The sequence below is a fragment of the Pseudomonas svalbardensis genome (assembly GCF_030053115.1).
Classification (GTDB): domain Bacteria; phylum Pseudomonadota; class Gammaproteobacteria; order Pseudomonadales; family Pseudomonadaceae; genus Aquipseudomonas; species Aquipseudomonas svalbardensis.
On sequence record NZ_CP125619.1, the window covers coordinates 2,631,915 to 2,646,761 of the forward strand.

The window sequence follows — 14,847 nt, forward strand, 5'->3', positions numbered from 1 at the left end:
CGCGAGGCTGCGTTCGGCTGCGGAGCAGTCGTAAACCCTGCATGCAAGATTACCCTGACACACCGCGCTACCTGATTTCACGACTGCTTCGCAGCCGAACGCAGCCTCGCGCTGCTCGGCAGCTGCTACAAAGGATCGTGCTCGTGCGGCGAATCTAACCTTATGCTCAAACAGTATTTCTCAAGCCTGTCATTGGAACTTTAAGATCACGTCATAACTCGTTATAACAAGTGATCTTCCATGACCGATAACGTTCTCTCCCTCAGTAGCGTTCCGCTACACACCCAACTGCGGGATGTGCTTCGCGCCCGCATCCTCGACGGCGAATACCCGCAAGACAGCCAGATGCCTTCCGAAAGCGAACTCGGTGCGCTGTTTAAAGTCAGCCGCATCACCGTGCGCCAGGCCTTAGGGGATCTACAGAAAGAAGGGCTGATCTTCAAGATCCACGGCAAAGGCACCTTCGTCGCCAAGCCAAAAACCTTCCAGAACGTCAGCACCCTGCAAGGCCTTGCCGAGTCCATGACCGGTCGCGGCTACGAGGTGATCAACCGCCTGCGCAGCTTCAAATTCATTGCCGCCGACAAACTCGTTGCCGAGCGCTTGCACGTCGCCGAAGGCGAGACGGTGGCGCAGATCAAACGCGTGCGGCTGATCAACCGCGAGCCGATTTCCCTGGAGATCACCTACCTGCCCAAGGCCATCGGCGAGCGTCTGGAGAAGGCCGATCTGGTCACTCGCGACATTTTCCTGATCCTGGAAAACGACTGCGGCCTGGCCCTCGGTCACGCGGATCTGGCCATCGACGCGGTGCTGGCCGACAGCGACTTGACCCAGGCGCTGAACGTCGAACCCGGCTCGCCGATCATGCGCATCGAGCGCCTGACCCACGACGCCGCAGGCGTTCCCGTGGACTTCGAACACCTTTACTACCGCGGCGATGCCTTCCAGTACCGCCTGCGGATCGACCGGCAAAAAGGGGCGCAGGCATGACACACGGCTCAATGACTAGAAAGACGCTCGAACAGGAATACGACATCGTCGTGATCGGCGGCGGCACCGCTGGACCGATGGCGGCGATCAAGGCCAAGGAGCGCAACCGCGATTTGCGCGTGCTGCTGATCGACAAGGCCAACGTCAAACGCAGTGGCGCGATCAGCATGGGCATGGACGGCCTGAACAACGCGATCATTCCCGGTCACTCGACGCCGGAGCAGTACACCAAGGAAATCACCATCGCCAACGACGGCATCGTCAATCAGGCGGCGGTGTATGCCTACGCGACCCACAGCTTCGAAACCCTCTCACAACTGGACCGCTGGGGCGTGAAGTTCGAGAAGGACGAGACTGGCGACTACGCGGTGAAAAAGGTCCACCACATGGGCGCCTACGTGCTGCCGATGCCGGAAGGGCATGACATCAAAAAAGTCCTGTACCGCCAGTTGAAACGGGCGCGGGTGAGCATCACCAACCGGCTGGTCTGCACACGATTGCTGACGGGCGAAGAGGGCGCAGTCAACGGTGTGATGGGGTTCGACTGCCGCACCGCCGACTTCCACGCGATCAAGGCCAAAGCCGTGATCCTCTGCTGCGGCGCCGCCGGGCGTCTGGGTTTGCCGTCCTCGGGTTACCTGATGGGCACCTACGAAAACCCGACCAACGCCGGCGACGGTTACGCCATGGCCTATCACGCCGGGGCAGAACTGGCGAATCTGGAATGCTTCCAGATCAACCCGCTGATCAAGGATTACAACGGCCCGGCCTGCGCCTACGTCACCGGTCCGTTGGGTGGCTACACCGCGAACAACAAGGGCGAACGCTTCATCGAGTGCGATTACTGGAGCGGCCAGATGATGTGGGAGTTTCATCAGGAACTCGAAAGTGGCAACGGCCCGGTGTTCCTCAAACTCGATCACCTGGCCGAGGAAACCATCCAGAACATCGAAGAGATCCTGCACAGCAACGAACGCCCGAGTCGCGGCCAGTTCCACTCCAATCGCGGCACCGACTACCGCACGCAAATGGTCGAAATGCACATCTCGGAAATCGGTTTTTGCAGCGGTCACTCGGCCTCCGGCGTGTGGGTCAACGAGAAGGCCGAAACCTCGGTCAAGGGTTTGTACTCGGCGGGTGACATGGCCGCGGTGCCACATAACTACATGCTCGGCGCGTTCACCTACGGCTGGTTTGCCGGCACCAACGCGGCGGACTTTGTCGCCGGTCGCGAGTTTACAGCGGTCGATGCCCAGCAGATCGAAACGGAAAAAGCTCGGGTCTACGCGCCGCTGGACCGCGAACACGGTCTGCCGCCAGCCCAGGTCGAGTACAAGCTGCGGCGCTTCGTCAACGACTACCTGCAACCGCCGAAAGTGACCAAGAAGATGCAAATCGGCCTGCAACGCTTCAGCGATGTCCAGCGCGATCTCGATCAGATCAAGGCGCACAACGCCCACGAACTGATGCGCGCCATGGAAGTCAGCATGATCCGTGACTGTGCCGAAATGGCCGCCCGCGCTTCGCTGTTCCGCGCCGAAAGTCGCTGGGGGCTTTACCACTATCGGGTCGACCACCCGCAACGCAACGACAGCGACTGGTTCTGCCATTGCCACCTGAAAAAGGGCGACGACGGTCAGATGACCAGTTTCAAAAAAGCCGTCGAGCCTTACATCATCCCGCTGGATGCCGATGAAATGCAGGCCTACGACCGGCTGCGAGTCGGTGCCTTTGCTGCCTGAGCAACACAACAAGAGAGACCGCAAAATGGCCTATCAACCCCAGGAAATCTTCTTCCGCTCCAACGCGCCCGTCACGGTCGATGAGGACCTTTGCATTGCCCACAAAGGCTGCACCGTGTGCGTCGACGTGTGCCCGATGGACCTGCTGGCGATCAACCCGGCCACGCAAAAAGCCTACATGGCGTTCGACGAATGCTGGTACTGCATGCCGTGTGAAAAGGACTGCCCGACCGGGGCGGTGAAGGTCGAGATCCCATACCTGTTGCGCTGAAACCCAGTTCCAATGTGGAAGCGGCGGTGCGACGATTCGACTTGCTCGTGAAGAGGCCAGCCCAAACACCGTAAAAGCTATCCGGCAACACCGGACGCCTGATTCAAAACACCCCTCGTTTCCCACCGCGCCCTGATCGTGGCGGAGACGAACATCCTAAAAATGATTCGAGGGGATTTACCTATGTCTTTGTCAATATTGCTGCGTGCAGCGTTCGCCGGTCTGGTACTGGCTTCATTCACCTTGTCGGCGTCGGCCGAAACCATCCGCATTGCCATCGGCACCCAGGACACCACGATCAACTGCGCCGCCGGCGGTCTGTTGATTCGCGAGCTGGGCTTGCTGGACAAATACTTGCCCCACGACGGTCCCTACAAAGACGCCAAGTACGAGGTGGAGTGGAAGAACTTCACCAGCGGCGCGCCCCTGACCAACGAGATGGTCGCCGGCAAACTCGACTTCGGCGCCATGGCCGATTTCCCCGGGTCGTTCAACGGTGTGGCGTTCGAAACCGCGGGCAAGCACAGCCTGTTTATCAGCGTGCTGTCGGGCAGCATCAAGGGCAGCGGCAACGGCATCGTGGTGCCGAGTGCCTCGAACGTACAGTCGCTGGCGGAGCTCAAGGGCAAGACCATTTCCGTGCCGTTTGCCTCGACGGCGCACGGCATGTTGCTACGGGCGGTCGCGGCCCAAGGCTGGGACCCGCTGAAAGACGTGAACATCATCGCCCAGCCGCCGGAAGTCGCCGGCTCTGCGCTGCAGGCCGGGAAGATCGACGCCCACGCCGACTTCGTGCCGTTCGCCGAACTGTTCCCCAGCCGTGGTTTCGCTCGCAAGATTTACGACGGCGCCCAAGCCAATGCGCCGACCTTCCACGGTGCGCTGGTGGATCAGGCCTATGCGAAGAAGTACCCGGAAATCGTCGTGGCTTACCTGCGGGCGAGCATTGAAGCCAACCAGTTGCTCGCAGCTGAGCCGGAGAAATACAGCGAGTTGATCGCCAAGGTCACCGGCGTCGATGCCGAGGTCAATTACCTGTTCCACGGTCCGCTGGGCGTGCAAACGCGCGACCTGAGCTGGAAGCCGGAATACCGTCAGGCCGTCGGGACTGCCATCGACACGCTCAAGCTGTTGAAGAAGGCTGATCGCGGGTTGGACCTCAATACCTTCATCGACGACCAATACATCCGCGCCGCGTTCAAGGCCTCGAACCTGGACTACACCGCGCAACTGGCCAACTACGGGCAGACACCGCTCAAGGCTGTGGATGCGTCTAGCGGCAAAGCCATCACTGATTTCAGCCATGTGGCGGAGATCTGGGTGCGTGGCGAGCCGAAGGTTCGGCAGTACGCCTCGGCAGAGTCGGCGTTCACCGCGTTGGCCAGCCTGAAGCAGGAAGGCAAAAACATCCGCGCGGTGTATGCCCAGGCGAGTGACAGCGGGATCAAGTTACTGGCGGATCAGGCGTGGTTTGCCAGTGATGCGAAAGGGCGCCTGAGTGCGTTTCTGCTCAGAGGTCAGGCTCAGCAATTTGCTACGGCACAGGGTGGGAAGGTGTTCGACTTTACCGACGCTACGACTCAAGCCGTCGCCACTCGCTGAGTTGTGGGGGGGAGTCAAAAGCCACCCCTCACCCCAACCCTCTCCCCATAGGGGAGAGGGGGAAAGGGAGCCGATCTCCATGATTTCCAAAATCTGAGTTCGACTCGATATTTCAGGTCGATGTAACTCGAAAGAACAACTCGGTCAGTCCCCTCGCCCCTCTGGGGCGGTCCGACGTTTCGGGAGGGTTAGACCAAGGGGTGGTTCTCCCGTCCTGCACCATCTACAACTGGAACCCGACATGCCAAAATCGCCAACCCGCTGGATCCCCCGAGCCGCTTCACTGCTGCTCTGCCTTGTATTCTGGCAACTCGCCGCCAGCCACCACTGGAACCTCGGCCTGGTCACCTTCGCCAACGTCCCGACGCCGCTGGCGGTCATCGAAGCCGCCCTCGGCCTCGGCGACTCCGGCAAGCTTGCGCAGCACCTCGGTAGCAGCCTCAGCCGAGTCTTCGCCGGTTATCTCACCGCACTGATCATCGGCATCGCTTTGGGCCTGGCCATCGGTCGCTCGAAATGGGCTGAAGACCTGCTGCTACCACCGCTGGAAGTCCTGCGTCCGATCCCCGCCGTCGCCTGGATTCCTCTGGCGATCCTGATGTTTCCCTCATCAGAGCTGTCGATGGTCTTCATCACCTTCACCGGCGCGCTGTTCCCGATTCTGCTCAACACCGTGCACGGCGTCGAAGGCGTCGACCCACGGCTGATCGCCTCGGCGAAAAGCCTTGGGGCAGGACGTAGGGCGATTCTGTTGGAGGTGATTCTTCCCGGCGCTGCGCCAAGCATCATCACCGGCCTTGCTATCGGCATGGGCACCTCATGGTTCTGCCTGGTGACCGCCGAAATGATCTCCGGCCAATACGGCATCGGCTATTACACCTGGGAGTCCTACACCATCCAGAACTACGCCGACATCGTGGTTGGCATGTTGCTGATTGGCGTACTGGGGATGGGCAGCAGCCTGCTGATCAAACGTCTGGGCGGGTTGTTCACTCCCTGGCACCGACCACGAGGAAAAGCCTGATGAGCGTGATGCAAACCCCTGAAGGGCGGATCGACATCCGACAATTGTCCATCGTCCTCGGCGAAGACAAGCAAGCCTTCGAAGCCGTGCAAGGTCTGGATTGCCAGATCGAGCCGGGGCAATTCGTGTGCATCCTCGGGCCGTCCGGTTGCGGCAAATCGACCCTGCTCGGTGCGCTGGCCGGTCACCTGCAACCGCGAACCGGCACCCTGAAAGTCGACGGTGCGCCAGTCTCGGGCCCGTCCCCACAGCGCGGCATGGTGTTCCAGCACCACACGCTGTTCCCTTGGCGCACGGTGCGCGACAACGTTGCTTTCGGCCTGAAAATGCGCGGCATCGGCAAAGCCGAACGCCACCAGGCTGCCGACGAAATCCTTGCCCTGGTGGGCCTCGAAGGGTTTGCCGAGCGCTGGCCTGACCAACTCTCGGGCGGCATGCAGCAACGGGTAGAAATCGCCCGGGTGCTGATCAACCGCCCGCGCCTGTTACTGATGGATGAACCCTTCGGCGCCCTCGACGCGCTGACCCGGTTGAACATGCAGGAGCTGCTGCTGGACATCTGGACGCGAATTCGCACCACCGTGGTGTTCGTCACCCATGACATCGATGAAGCGCTGTTCCTCGCCGATCGGCTGCTGGTCATGAGTTCACGCCCGGGGCGGATCATCGAAGACCTGCGCCTCGATTTCCCACGGCCACGCACCACCGAACGGGCCACCAGCCACGAATTTTCCCGCTTGAAGCGTCATTGCCTCGAGTTGCTGCGTCACGAAGACGGTCGGCAGTTACCGCGCCTGAACCCTCTCGGACTTCCCCTTGAAAACAAACTGCCGCGATTTGCCCTATGACCTCTCTATTCGATGTAACCGATAACGACGACATTCTCGCCCTGCAACCGCGCCTGACGGATGACGATCCGGGCGTGCGCAGAATTGCCCTGATCGAACTGGCCGACCTTGAAGAGCCGGACGGTTTGCTTTGGTTGGTCAATCGACTGGCTGAAGACCCGACCGAAGAGGTTCGCGCCGAAGCCGCGCGATTGCTCGAAGCCTGGGAGGACGAACCGGTGGTGGAAGCGCTGTGTCAGGCCCTGACCGATCCTTCCCAAGCCGTGCAAGCGGCCGCCGCGCAAAGCCTTAGCCTGCTCAAGACCGAGGCGGCGGGCAGGGTGATTCTGCCGTGGACCGCGCATGCCGACATCAGTGTGCGCATCGCCGCTTTCCGGGCATTGCGTGAGTTGCGCTTCCCCGCTGCCGCCGCTGCCGCTTTAGGGGCATTGACCGACGAAGACGCCAGTGTCCGCCGCGAAGCCGTCGGCGTACTCGGCTGGCTCAAGCAGCTCGATGCCTTGCCGGCGCTTGCTCGATTGGCCAGTGACGACCCGGACACCGAAGTCCGCCGCGCCGCCACCGGTGCTCTTGGCCTGGCCTCCGACGCCCACGTGCTGCCGGCGCTGCGTCACGCCTTGCAGGACGCAGCCTGGCAAGTGCGCGAAGAAGCCGCCTCCACGCTGGGCAAGGTCGGCCATGTCGACGCCGGTTCAGCCCTGGTCGAAGCCTTGAGTGACGATTACTGGCAAGTCCGTCTACGCGCCACCCGCAGCCTCGGTCGTTTGCGTTACGTCCCGGCCCTTGAAGCGCTGATCGAAACCCTCGGCCACCGTATCAGCAACCTGCGTAAGGAAGCTGCCCTGGCGCTCGGAGAACTGAACGATCGGGGCGCCATCGCACCTTTACAGGCTGCGCAGGATGACGGCGACCCGGAAGTGCGCAAAGCCGTGCGCATCGCCTTGAGTCAGCTGCAATGAACCCGGTGGCGATTGGCAATTCCCAAGGTAAACAGCAGCTGCGGGTGAACTGGCCGGATGGTCGCGAACAGTTGCTGGACCACGCTGAGTTGCGCCGTCAGTGTCCGTGTTCGCAGTGCCGGGCGTTTCGCCTGCAAGGGTTGAGGGTGAAAGTCGATGAGCGCATCCGTGTCGTCGAACTCAATTCCCAGGGTTATGGCCTTCAACTGATTTTCAGCGACGGCCATGAGCGCGGGATCTACCCCTGGCCCTACCTGGCACAACTCACCCCCGAATCTACTGAAATCTAATGTGGAATCGTCGCACCGCCGCTCCCACATTGGAATTGTGTTGTTAGCTGGATTTGCGCAGGGCGGCGTGTTGCGGGTTGAAGGTGAGTACGGCGAGTAGCGCGAATATCAGCGTCAGCCCCACGCACACCGCCAGCGCCAACGGATTGAAGCGTTCATACAGGGCAAACCGCACCAGTTCCACCGCATGGGTGAACGGGCTCAATGCGCACAACCAGTACAGCCACTCGCTGGACTCGCGCATCTTCCATAGCGGATACAGCGCCGACGACAGGAAAAACAGCGGGAAGATCACGAAATTCATCACCCCGGCAAAGTTCTCCAGCTGACGGATGGCGTTGGACAGTAACAGGCCCAACGCGCTGAGCATCAATGCCACCAGCAGCAACGCCGGCAACGCAATCAACAAGCCCATGGCCGGTGGTTGTACGCCGTACCCCCAGGCAATCGCCAGAAAGGCGTAGACCTGCAACAGCGAGATCAACGAGGTGGCCAACAGTTTGCTGCACAGCAGGAAGGTTCGGGGCAGGGGGCTGGTCAGCAGCACGCGCATGCTGCCCATTTCCCGGTCGTAGACCATCGACAGCGAACCTTGCATGCCGTTGAACAGCAGGATCATGCAGGCAAGGCCAGGGATGATGTAGACCTCATACGGAATGTAGGTGTCATAGGGCTCGATGATCGCGATCCCGAGTGCCGCACGAAAACCGGCGGCGAACACCAGCAGCCACAGCAACGGCCGCACCAGCGCACTGAGAAACCGCGTGCGCTGCAACACAAAACGCAGCCATTCACGCAGCACGATGCCGTTGAAACATTGCCAGTAGGCATTCATTGGGCGGCTCCCGAAGTCGTCAGTCGAGTGAAGGCCGAACCCAGGTCACCACCGTGCTCCAGGCTCAGGACGTCGGCTTGCCCGCTGGCGACCAACCGGCCCTGATGAAGGATCAACAGGTCGTCGCTCGGCTGTACTTCATCGAGTAAGTGAGTGGTCCAAAGTACGCTGATGCCTTGCTCGCGGCACAAACTGCGAATGTGTTGATTGAGTGCCAGGCGGCTGGCGGGGTCGAGGCCGACGCTGGCCTCGTCGAGCAGCAGCAGGCGCGGTTCATGCAGCAAGGCGCGGGCGATTTCCACCCGACGACGATGGCCGCCATTGAGTTCGCGGACCCGCTCGCGACGGCGTTCAGTCAAGGCCTGACGAGCCAGTTCGGCGTCGACACGCAGGCCGGTCTGACGCCGCGACATCCCATGCAGCGCGGCGTGATAGCGCAGGTTTTGCTCGACGCTAAGGTCCAGGTCCAGCGTGCTTTGCTGGAACACCACACCCAATTGCTTGAGCGCCGGACGCGCCGCGTTGCGCAACGAACAGCCACCGACGCGGATGTCCCCGCGCTGCACATCGTAGAGTCGAGTGAGCAAGGCAATCAGCGTCGATTTGCCCGCGCCGTTTGGCCCCAGCAGCGCCGCGAAACGGCCGGGTGCCAGGCTGAAACTCACCTGACGCAACGCCTCTTTCACACCATAAGCGAAACTCAGCTCGCTGACTTCCAGTGCGTTCATGGGGTCACCACCACGCCCCACGGATAACGCCCGACCTTGATCGACTTGGTCACCTTGAGGCTGTCGACATCGATCACCGACACGTCGCCGCTGACGCCGTTGGTGGCCAGCAATTGCTTTTGATCCGGGGTAAACGACATCTGCCAGACCCGTCGCCCGACCAACAGATAATCAAGAATCTCGAAGGTCTTGGCGTCGATCACCGCCACATGATTGGCCGGGCCGAGGGCGACGAAACCATATTTGCCGTCGGCGCTGAGCTTGATCCCCACCGGCTGGACTTTGTCCGGGTGCACGCCCTTGATCTGGAAGGTCAGGGTCTTGAGGATCTGGCGGGTCGCGACGTCGAGAATGGTCACCGTGCCGCCGATTTCCGCCGAGGCCCAGAGCTTCGAGCCATCCGGCGTGAACTCGACGAAGCGCGGCCGCTGATCCACCAGCGTGCTGTCGGCCAGGGTCTGGGTGCTGGTGTCGATCCAGTGCAGCATGTTGGTGGTTTCGCTGGTGTTCACCGCCCACTTGCCGTCGGGGCTGACGGCCATGCCTTCGGGTTCGACGCCGACGTTGATCTGACTCAGCACCTTGGAGGTTTCGGTGTCGATCACCGTCACCAGCGCATCGTCTTCGTTGGAAACGTACAGCCAACGATTGTTGGGGTGCAGGGCGAACTGTTCAGGATCTTTTCCCGACGGCAGTTCCTTGATGATCTTGCGCGTGGCGACGTCCATCACCTGGACCCGGTCCGAGTCGCTGGCGCAGATGTACAGCAGCTTATTGTCGTGGGACAACAGCAGGCCGCGCGGGCGCTGGCCAACGGGCAGGGTGTCGGTGACTTGCAGGGTCTGCAGGTCGATCAGGCTCAGGCTATTGTCCTTTTCGTTGGAGACCCAGGCGGTGCTGGCCGCGGCATGCCCGGCGGCGAGCAGCAGGGCCCAGAAAAGCAGGGAGCGGCAGAGCAGGGTGCGACGCATGGTGGATTCCTTTTTGTTGTAGTTCTTGTGGAAAGTCGGATCAGGGAAAGCGGCAGCTGACCTCGGGTTTGTCGTAACCGAGGCTGTCCATTTCGTTGAAAGGGTGCAGGAAGCCGTCTTGCGGCGACGTGCTGACCAACGCCCGGGGCTGCACGATGGGAATGGGTTGGCGCAACTGGCCGTTCCACGGCCGATAACTGAGCTTGCAACCCTTGAAACCGTCCAGCGGCAATTGATCGCTGATCTCAAGCGTACGGATCGTCACCGGATCGACCTGACGCAGTTTGCTCACGGCACTGGCGATGCTGCGCACGGCGATCCAGGCCGCGAAATCCCGGTCATTCATCCAGCGCCCGGTCAGGGCTTCGAAGCGTTTCTGCAACTGGGCGGCGCCGTAGGTTTCCACGGTTTTGTGCCAGCCCACCGGGGTCAGCCCCTGCGTGCCGGCGACCGGCCGTGGGTACCAGGTCTGGTAGGGCACGTATTCGCCGAAATCACCGCGTTCATCCGCCACCAGCACCACGTCGTACTCGGCGGTCTGGGTGAACAGCGGCATGTCGGCCTGGGCGCTGCGGCGCTGATCGTTGTCGAAACTCCAGGCTTTTTCCGCGACCAGTTTCAGGCCAAAACGTTTGGCGGCGCGGCGCAGGGCGGCGGCATAGGCTTGATCGTCCGGGGTCGGGCCGACGATCAGCAGCGCCCGTTGCCATTTGCGCACCACCAGAAATTGCGCCAGCGCATCGGCGAGCATCGCCCGACTCGGCAGGCTGTGCAGCACGTTCGGCAGGCAATCGGTGCTGCGCAGGCTGTCATCGGGACTGCCGGCATTGAACAGCAAGCTGTCGGGTAACACCGCGCTGAGCCGGCGCAGGCTCTCCGCCGGTGCATTCACCACAAATAGGCGCAGACCTTGTTCATGTTGAGCCTTGGCCGCTTCGACCAAGGCATCCGGATTGTCGACGTTGGCGCTGACCAGGTTGTAGCTCTGGTTGAGGAAACGCCCGGTGCTGTTGCTGTCAGTGATCGCCAGTTCGGCGCCACGCAACCCGGCATCGACCGGCTCGGGAATGACGTTCGACAGCAACGGGCCCGGGTCGGGGCGATAGCCCAGGTAGCCGATCTGCACCTGCAACGGTGCGTCGGCGGCCTGGCTCTGGGTCGCCACCCCGGCGGCGGAGGCAATCGCCAACAGGTAGATCAGGGCGTAAGGGGCAAGCTGGCGCATAGGGCACTCCATTACTGGTAGCGCCAGCATAGGAAGCCTGCGATGCAGAATGAAATATGCAGAAAGTACCAGTGAGCCAGTACCAAGGTAGTAACTCGCCCGGGGCGGCGCGGTTTTAGCGATCCGCGGCTGTATTTGGATGTGCGCCACAAGCCCTACTACCAAGGAACTAGATGGCGGCCACCAAAGCAGCATGGGGCTTGCGCGAAGCCGTTCCTAAGATGGGTGCCATAGCCTCTTCAAAGAGGTTTTGCGTGCAATCAAGAGGGCATAACAATGACAACAAAACGCAACGCCTTACTCGTTGCCGGACTGCTAGCCGGCTTTATCAGCGCAGGTTCCGTCTGGGCCCACGGCAACGTGGTCCCCCAGGCTGTCGCCACCCCGGGCCTGACCCCGATCAAGGACGCTGGCGTACCGGTCGATGCCGATGGTTGGGCATCGGTGAACCCTTATCGCGCTACCCCGGAACACGATAAGGCCGTGGAAATCGGCTCTTCGGCCTACAACCAGAACTGCGCGGCCTGCCATGGCCTGGAAGCCAAATCCGGCGGCATTGCTCCGGATTTGCGCATGCTGGATGTCGGCGAGGCGGGTGATGAATGGTTCGTCGAACGCGTGCGCCATGGCGCTGTGCGTGACGGCCGGGTCTACATGCCGAAGATGGCCGACTACCTGAGCCAGGAAGCCTTGTGGGCGGTACGCACTTACCTGGACACCGTTCGCGTCGAGGAGTAACCCATGCGCCTGCTCGCTGTGTTGATCAGCGCTGTGTTGCTGTGCTGCCAGGCCGTGCAGGCGCAGGTCCGCACCTATGACGAAATGATCGCCGCCGGGGAGCTGAAAGTGGCGGTCTACAAGGACTTCGCCCCGTACAGTTTTGAAGACGCCGGCCAGGCCCGTGGCGTTGATGTCGAACTCGCCGAAGCGTTGGCCAAGGCCCTCGGCGTGCGCCTGACGTTGATTTGGGCGCCGGCCGGCGAGAAGCTCGATGACGACCTGCGCGATTACATCTGGCGTGCCAGTCAGTTGCACGACCTGCAATTGGCTGACCTGATGATGCGCGTGCCGTACGACCGCGATTACGCGCAGAAACGCAATGAACTGGGTGAGCTGGAAAACGGCCATGTGGTGATGTTCGGGCCGTACCAGAACGAACAATGGCAGGTGGCCTATGACCGCCGTCGGCTGGACAAGGTCGGTAGCGTCGCCGTGTTCGAGCATCACCCGATCGGCGTCGAAGTCGACAGCGTGCCGTCGTTCTACCTGACCTCGGTGTTCAACGGCATGCTCGCCGGCAAAACGCATCACTATCCCGGCGTACCCCAGGCATTTGCCGCCATGAAGGCCGGTGAAGTCGACGCAGTCATGGCCATGCGCGGTGAGATCGACTGGCAAGTGCATGAAGCGGCGGACCCGCAAGTGGTGCTGGCAGAAAACGCCTACCCGAACATGGGCAAGCAGCTTTGGGAGATCGGCATGGCGGTGCACGAAAGCAACCGTCAACTGGCCTATGCCGTGGAAGAGGCGCTGGAAGCCTTGATCCGCGAGGGCGCTGTCAAAACCATTTATGGCCATTACGGCCTGCGCTATGACGTGCCTGAGATGTATCAATAGTGAACTGGCGAGCGAGTTGTCTGTTGGCCTGTTGGCTACCCATCGCCGCGCACGCCGTGGACATCGACCCGGGCAAGGACCCGGTGCCCTCGGTGATGTGGGCCTTCTATCACAAGCAAATGCTCGGCGATGCGCCGTTCGTGTTCGACGAGCGGGTCAAGCTGCTGGCGCCACCGTTCGCCGAAGATGCCCGGCAAGTGCCACTGGAAATCGACGCGCGAGCGTTCAAGGGTGAAGTGGTGAAAATCCTCGCTTGGGCCGAACTCAACCCCTTGCCGAAAATTGTCGATTTCCAGCCGCTGGACCGCGTGCTGCCGTGGCTGTCGATCCGCATCCGTATCGAACAGGCCACGCCGTTGCGCGCGGCAGTGCTGACCCGTGATGGGTTGTGGCATGTCGGCTCGACGCTGATCGATGCGGCGGGCGGCGGTTGCACGGCGCCGAGTGTGGTGCGCACTCAGCCGGGCTGGGAGGACCACATCGGTGAAGTGCTGGGCGGTCGTTATCCCCGTGGCGAGTTCAGCCGTGTGCGCTTGCAAGTGGCGCACCCGATGGACAACGGCATGGTCAGTGGCATTCCGGAATTTTTCATCAACCATGCCGAACTGCGGGATCAGAACGATCAGCTGTTGGCCCGTCTTGAGTTGTTTCCCGCTGTCAGCGAAAACCCCAACCTGGCCTTCGATATCGAAGGGGCAGGGCAGACGCGCCTGTTGCTGCGCGACAACAGCGGCAATCAATTCGATGCGGTCATACCCTGACCCAAAGGAGCGCGTGATGCGCTGGATGCTGCTGTTGTTTATGAGCCTGAGCCTGCCGGCCCTAGCCGATCTGGACTACTCACTCAAGCCCCGGCAGATCGCCGAAGACACCTGGCTGCTGGAAGGCAGCACCGACAATTTTGCCAAGGCCAACGGCGGCAACATCGTCAACACTTCGTTCATCGTCACCGAGCTGGGTGTGGTGGTGATCGACACCGGGCCGTCGAAACGCTACGGCGAAGCGATGCGCAAGGCGATTGCCTCGATCACCGACAAACCGGTGATTGAGGTGCTGCTGACTCATCATCATCCTGATCATGTGCTCGGCAACCAGGCCTTCACTGACGTGCCGATCGGTGCGCTGGCCGGCACCACCGAGCTGTTGCATCAGCAGGGCGATGCCATGGCCGAGAACCTGTACCGACTGGTGGGCGACTGGATGCGCGGCACCGAGGTGGTGTTGCCGACCCGGACGCTGACACCCGGTGTGCGAAGTTTTGGGGATCACGATCTGCGTCTGCTGGGCCTGGGTGGGCACACGGGCGCGGATCTGGCTATTCTCGACCAGAAAACCGGCGTGCTGTTTGCCGGGGATCTGGTGTTTTACCAACGGGCGCTGACCACGCCCAACAGTCCGGGGCCGGCGGTGTGGCTGGCGGACATCGCCACCCTTCAAGGCCTGCCGTGGACGCTGATCGTCCCCGGTCACGGCCCCGTGGGCAGCGATCAACAGCCCTTCGAGCAAATGCGTGACTACCTGACCTGGCTCGATCAGCTCATGCGCGATGGCGCCGCCAATGGCAGTGATATGGCCGAGATGATCCGCAGTCTCATTCCTGAACGGTTTACCGGGATCACTCTGAGCCGCTACGAGCTGATCCGCAGCGTCAGCCATCTGTATCCGCGTTACGAGCGCGGGCAGATGACCCGAGTCGATTCCGCCGCGGATAAGTGAGCAACACAAATCCCCTGTGGGAGCGG

16 protein-coding genes are annotated in these 14,847 nt (G+C 61.5%); 12 read left to right on the forward strand and 4 right to left on the reverse strand.

What is annotated here, in order from left to right; translation table 11 throughout:
• Positions 1-240: 240 nt before the first annotated feature.
• The 8 genes from QFX16_RS12005 to QFX16_RS12040 all read left to right on the forward strand — a co-directional run bounded on the left by QFX16_RS12005 (position 241) and on the right by QFX16_RS12040 (position 7,729).
• The gene (locus QFX16_RS12005; protein WP_283184073.1) at positions 241-993 is read left to right on the forward strand and encodes a GntR family transcriptional regulator; all 753 of its coding nucleotides are present in this window, start codon (positions 241-243) and stop codon (positions 991-993) included.
• Positions 994-1,004: 11 nt separating this feature from the next.
• The gene (locus QFX16_RS12010; RefSeq protein WP_283184074.1) at positions 1,005-2,735 is read left to right on the forward strand and encodes a fumarate reductase/succinate dehydrogenase flavoprotein subunit; all 1,731 of its coding nucleotides are present in this window, start codon (positions 1,005-1,007) and stop codon (positions 2,733-2,735) included.
• A gap of 25 nt (positions 2,736-2,760) precedes the next feature.
• Positions 2,761-3,006, forward strand: coding sequence for a 4Fe-4S dicluster domain-containing protein (locus QFX16_RS12015; protein ID WP_007946457.1), 246 nt, complete (start codon positions 2,761-2,763; stop codon positions 3,004-3,006).
• A gap of 195 nt (positions 3,007-3,201) precedes the next feature.
• Complete coding sequence (locus tag QFX16_RS12020; RefSeq protein ID WP_283184557.1) at positions 3,202-4,608, forward strand: ABC transporter substrate-binding protein; 1,407 nt, start codon at positions 3,202-3,204, stop codon at positions 4,606-4,608.
• A 241-nt stretch (positions 4,609-4,849) separates the two neighbouring features.
• Entirely contained in the window at positions 4,850-5,632 is a 783-nt protein-coding gene (locus QFX16_RS12025) for an ABC transporter permease (protein WP_283184075.1), read from the forward strand.
• Entirely contained in the window at positions 5,632-6,480 is an 849-nt protein-coding gene (locus QFX16_RS12030; RefSeq protein ID WP_283184076.1) for an ABC transporter ATP-binding protein, read from the forward strand. Before QFX16_RS12025 ends, QFX16_RS12030 begins: the two co-directional genes overlap by 1 nt.
• Positions 6,477-7,439: a HEAT repeat domain-containing protein gene (locus QFX16_RS12035; protein WP_283184077.1), complete on the forward strand. Its 963-nt coding sequence runs from the start codon at positions 6,477-6,479 to the stop codon at positions 7,437-7,439. Before QFX16_RS12030 ends, QFX16_RS12035 begins: the two co-directional genes overlap by 4 nt.
• Positions 7,436-7,729 (forward strand): DUF971 domain-containing protein, encoded by a 294-nt coding sequence (locus QFX16_RS12040; RefSeq protein ID WP_283184078.1) that lies wholly within the window; start codon positions 7,436-7,438, stop codon positions 7,727-7,729. The genes QFX16_RS12035 and QFX16_RS12040 overlap by 4 nt, the downstream gene beginning before the upstream one ends.
• Before the next feature lie 43 nt (positions 7,730-7,772).
• On the opposite strand, the gene QFX16_RS12045 is transcribed toward QFX16_RS12040, so the two are convergent.
• From QFX16_RS12045 to QFX16_RS12060, 4 genes are read right to left on the reverse strand one after another with little or no spacing between them, the layout of a single operon-like run.
• A complete protein-coding gene (locus tag QFX16_RS12045; protein ID WP_283184079.1) occupies positions 7,773-8,564 on the reverse strand; it encodes an ABC transporter permease in 792 nt (263 codons plus the stop codon).
• Complete coding sequence (locus tag QFX16_RS12050; RefSeq protein WP_283184080.1) at positions 8,561-9,292, reverse strand: ABC transporter ATP-binding protein; 732 nt, start codon at positions 9,290-9,292, stop codon at positions 8,561-8,563. The genes QFX16_RS12045 and QFX16_RS12050 overlap by 4 nt, the downstream gene beginning before the upstream one ends.
• A complete protein-coding gene (locus tag QFX16_RS12055; protein WP_283184081.1) occupies positions 9,289-10,263 on the reverse strand; it encodes a YVTN family beta-propeller repeat protein in 975 nt (324 codons plus the stop codon). Before QFX16_RS12055 ends, QFX16_RS12050 begins: the two co-directional genes overlap by 4 nt.
• A 40-nt stretch (positions 10,264-10,303) precedes the next feature.
• Entirely contained in the window at positions 10,304-11,488 is a 1,185-nt protein-coding gene (locus QFX16_RS12060) for an ABC transporter substrate-binding protein (protein WP_283184082.1), read from the reverse strand.
• 276 nt (positions 11,489-11,764) lie between these two features.
• Here QFX16_RS12060 and pedF point away from each other — a divergent pair, with 276 nt between their 5' ends.
• The 4 genes from pedF to QFX16_RS12080 are packed head-to-tail and all read left to right on the forward strand — an operon-like array spanning position 11,765 to position 14,821.
• Positions 11,765-12,226, forward strand: a complete 462-nt coding sequence (gene pedF / locus QFX16_RS12065; RefSeq protein WP_283184083.1) for a cytochrome c-550 PedF — start codon at positions 11,765-11,767, stop codon at positions 12,224-12,226.
• A 3-nt stretch (positions 12,227-12,229) separates the two neighbouring features.
• Positions 12,230-13,105 carry a substrate-binding periplasmic protein gene (locus QFX16_RS12070; RefSeq protein WP_283184084.1) on the forward strand — a complete coding sequence of 292 codons (876 nt, stop codon included), beginning with the start codon at positions 12,230-12,232 and terminating at the stop codon, positions 13,103-13,105.
• Positions 13,105-13,866, forward strand: a complete 762-nt coding sequence (locus tag QFX16_RS12075) for a quinoprotein dehydrogenase-associated SoxYZ-like carrier (RefSeq protein ID WP_283184085.1) — start codon at positions 13,105-13,107, stop codon at positions 13,864-13,866. The genes QFX16_RS12070 and QFX16_RS12075 overlap by 1 nt, the downstream gene beginning before the upstream one ends.
• Before the next feature lie 16 nt (positions 13,867-13,882).
• Entirely contained in the window at positions 13,883-14,821 is a 939-nt protein-coding gene (locus QFX16_RS12080) for a quinoprotein relay system zinc metallohydrolase 1 (RefSeq protein ID WP_283184086.1), read from the forward strand.
• Positions 14,822-14,847 lie beyond the last annotated feature (26 nt).

Coding starts and splice junctions, on each gene's coding strand:
- QFX16_RS12035 (WP_283184077.1), top strand. CDS start 6,477: ATGACCTCTCTATTCGATGTAACCGATAACGACGACATTCTCGCCCTG.
- QFX16_RS12030 (WP_283184076.1), top strand. CDS start 5,632: ATGAGCGTGATGCAAACCCCTGAAGGGCGGATCGACATCCGACAATTG.
- QFX16_RS12015 (WP_007946457.1), top strand. CDS start 2,761: ATGGCCTATCAACCCCAGGAAATCTTCTTCCGCTCCAACGCGCCCGTC.
- QFX16_RS12010 (WP_283184074.1), top strand. CDS start 1,005: ATGACTAGAAAGACGCTCGAACAGGAATACGACATCGTCGTGATCGGC.
- QFX16_RS12005 (WP_283184073.1), top strand. CDS start 241: ATGACCGATAACGTTCTCTCCCTCAGTAGCGTTCCGCTACACACCCAA.
- QFX16_RS12045 (WP_283184079.1), bottom strand. CDS start 8,564: ATGAATGCCTACTGGCAATGTTTCAACGGCATCGTGCTGCGTGAATGG.
- pedF (WP_283184083.1), top strand. CDS start 11,765: ATGACAACAAAACGCAACGCCTTACTCGTTGCCGGACTGCTAGCCGGC.
- QFX16_RS12060 (WP_283184082.1), bottom strand. CDS start 11,488: ATGCGCCAGCTTGCCCCTTACGCCCTGATCTACCTGTTGGCGATTGCC.
- QFX16_RS12070 (WP_283184084.1), top strand. CDS start 12,230: ATGCGCCTGCTCGCTGTGTTGATCAGCGCTGTGTTGCTGTGCTGCCAG.
- QFX16_RS12040 (WP_283184078.1), top strand. CDS start 7,436: ATGAACCCGGTGGCGATTGGCAATTCCCAAGGTAAACAGCAGCTGCGG.
- QFX16_RS12025 (WP_283184075.1), top strand. CDS start 4,850: ATGCCAAAATCGCCAACCCGCTGGATCCCCCGAGCCGCTTCACTGCTG.
- QFX16_RS12050 (WP_283184080.1), bottom strand. CDS start 9,292: ATGAACGCACTGGAAGTCAGCGAGCTGAGTTTCGCTTATGGTGTGAAA.
- QFX16_RS12055 (WP_283184081.1), bottom strand. CDS start 10,263: ATGCGTCGCACCCTGCTCTGCCGCTCCCTGCTTTTCTGGGCCCTGCTG.
- QFX16_RS12080 (WP_283184086.1), top strand. CDS start 13,883: ATGCGCTGGATGCTGCTGTTGTTTATGAGCCTGAGCCTGCCGGCCCTA.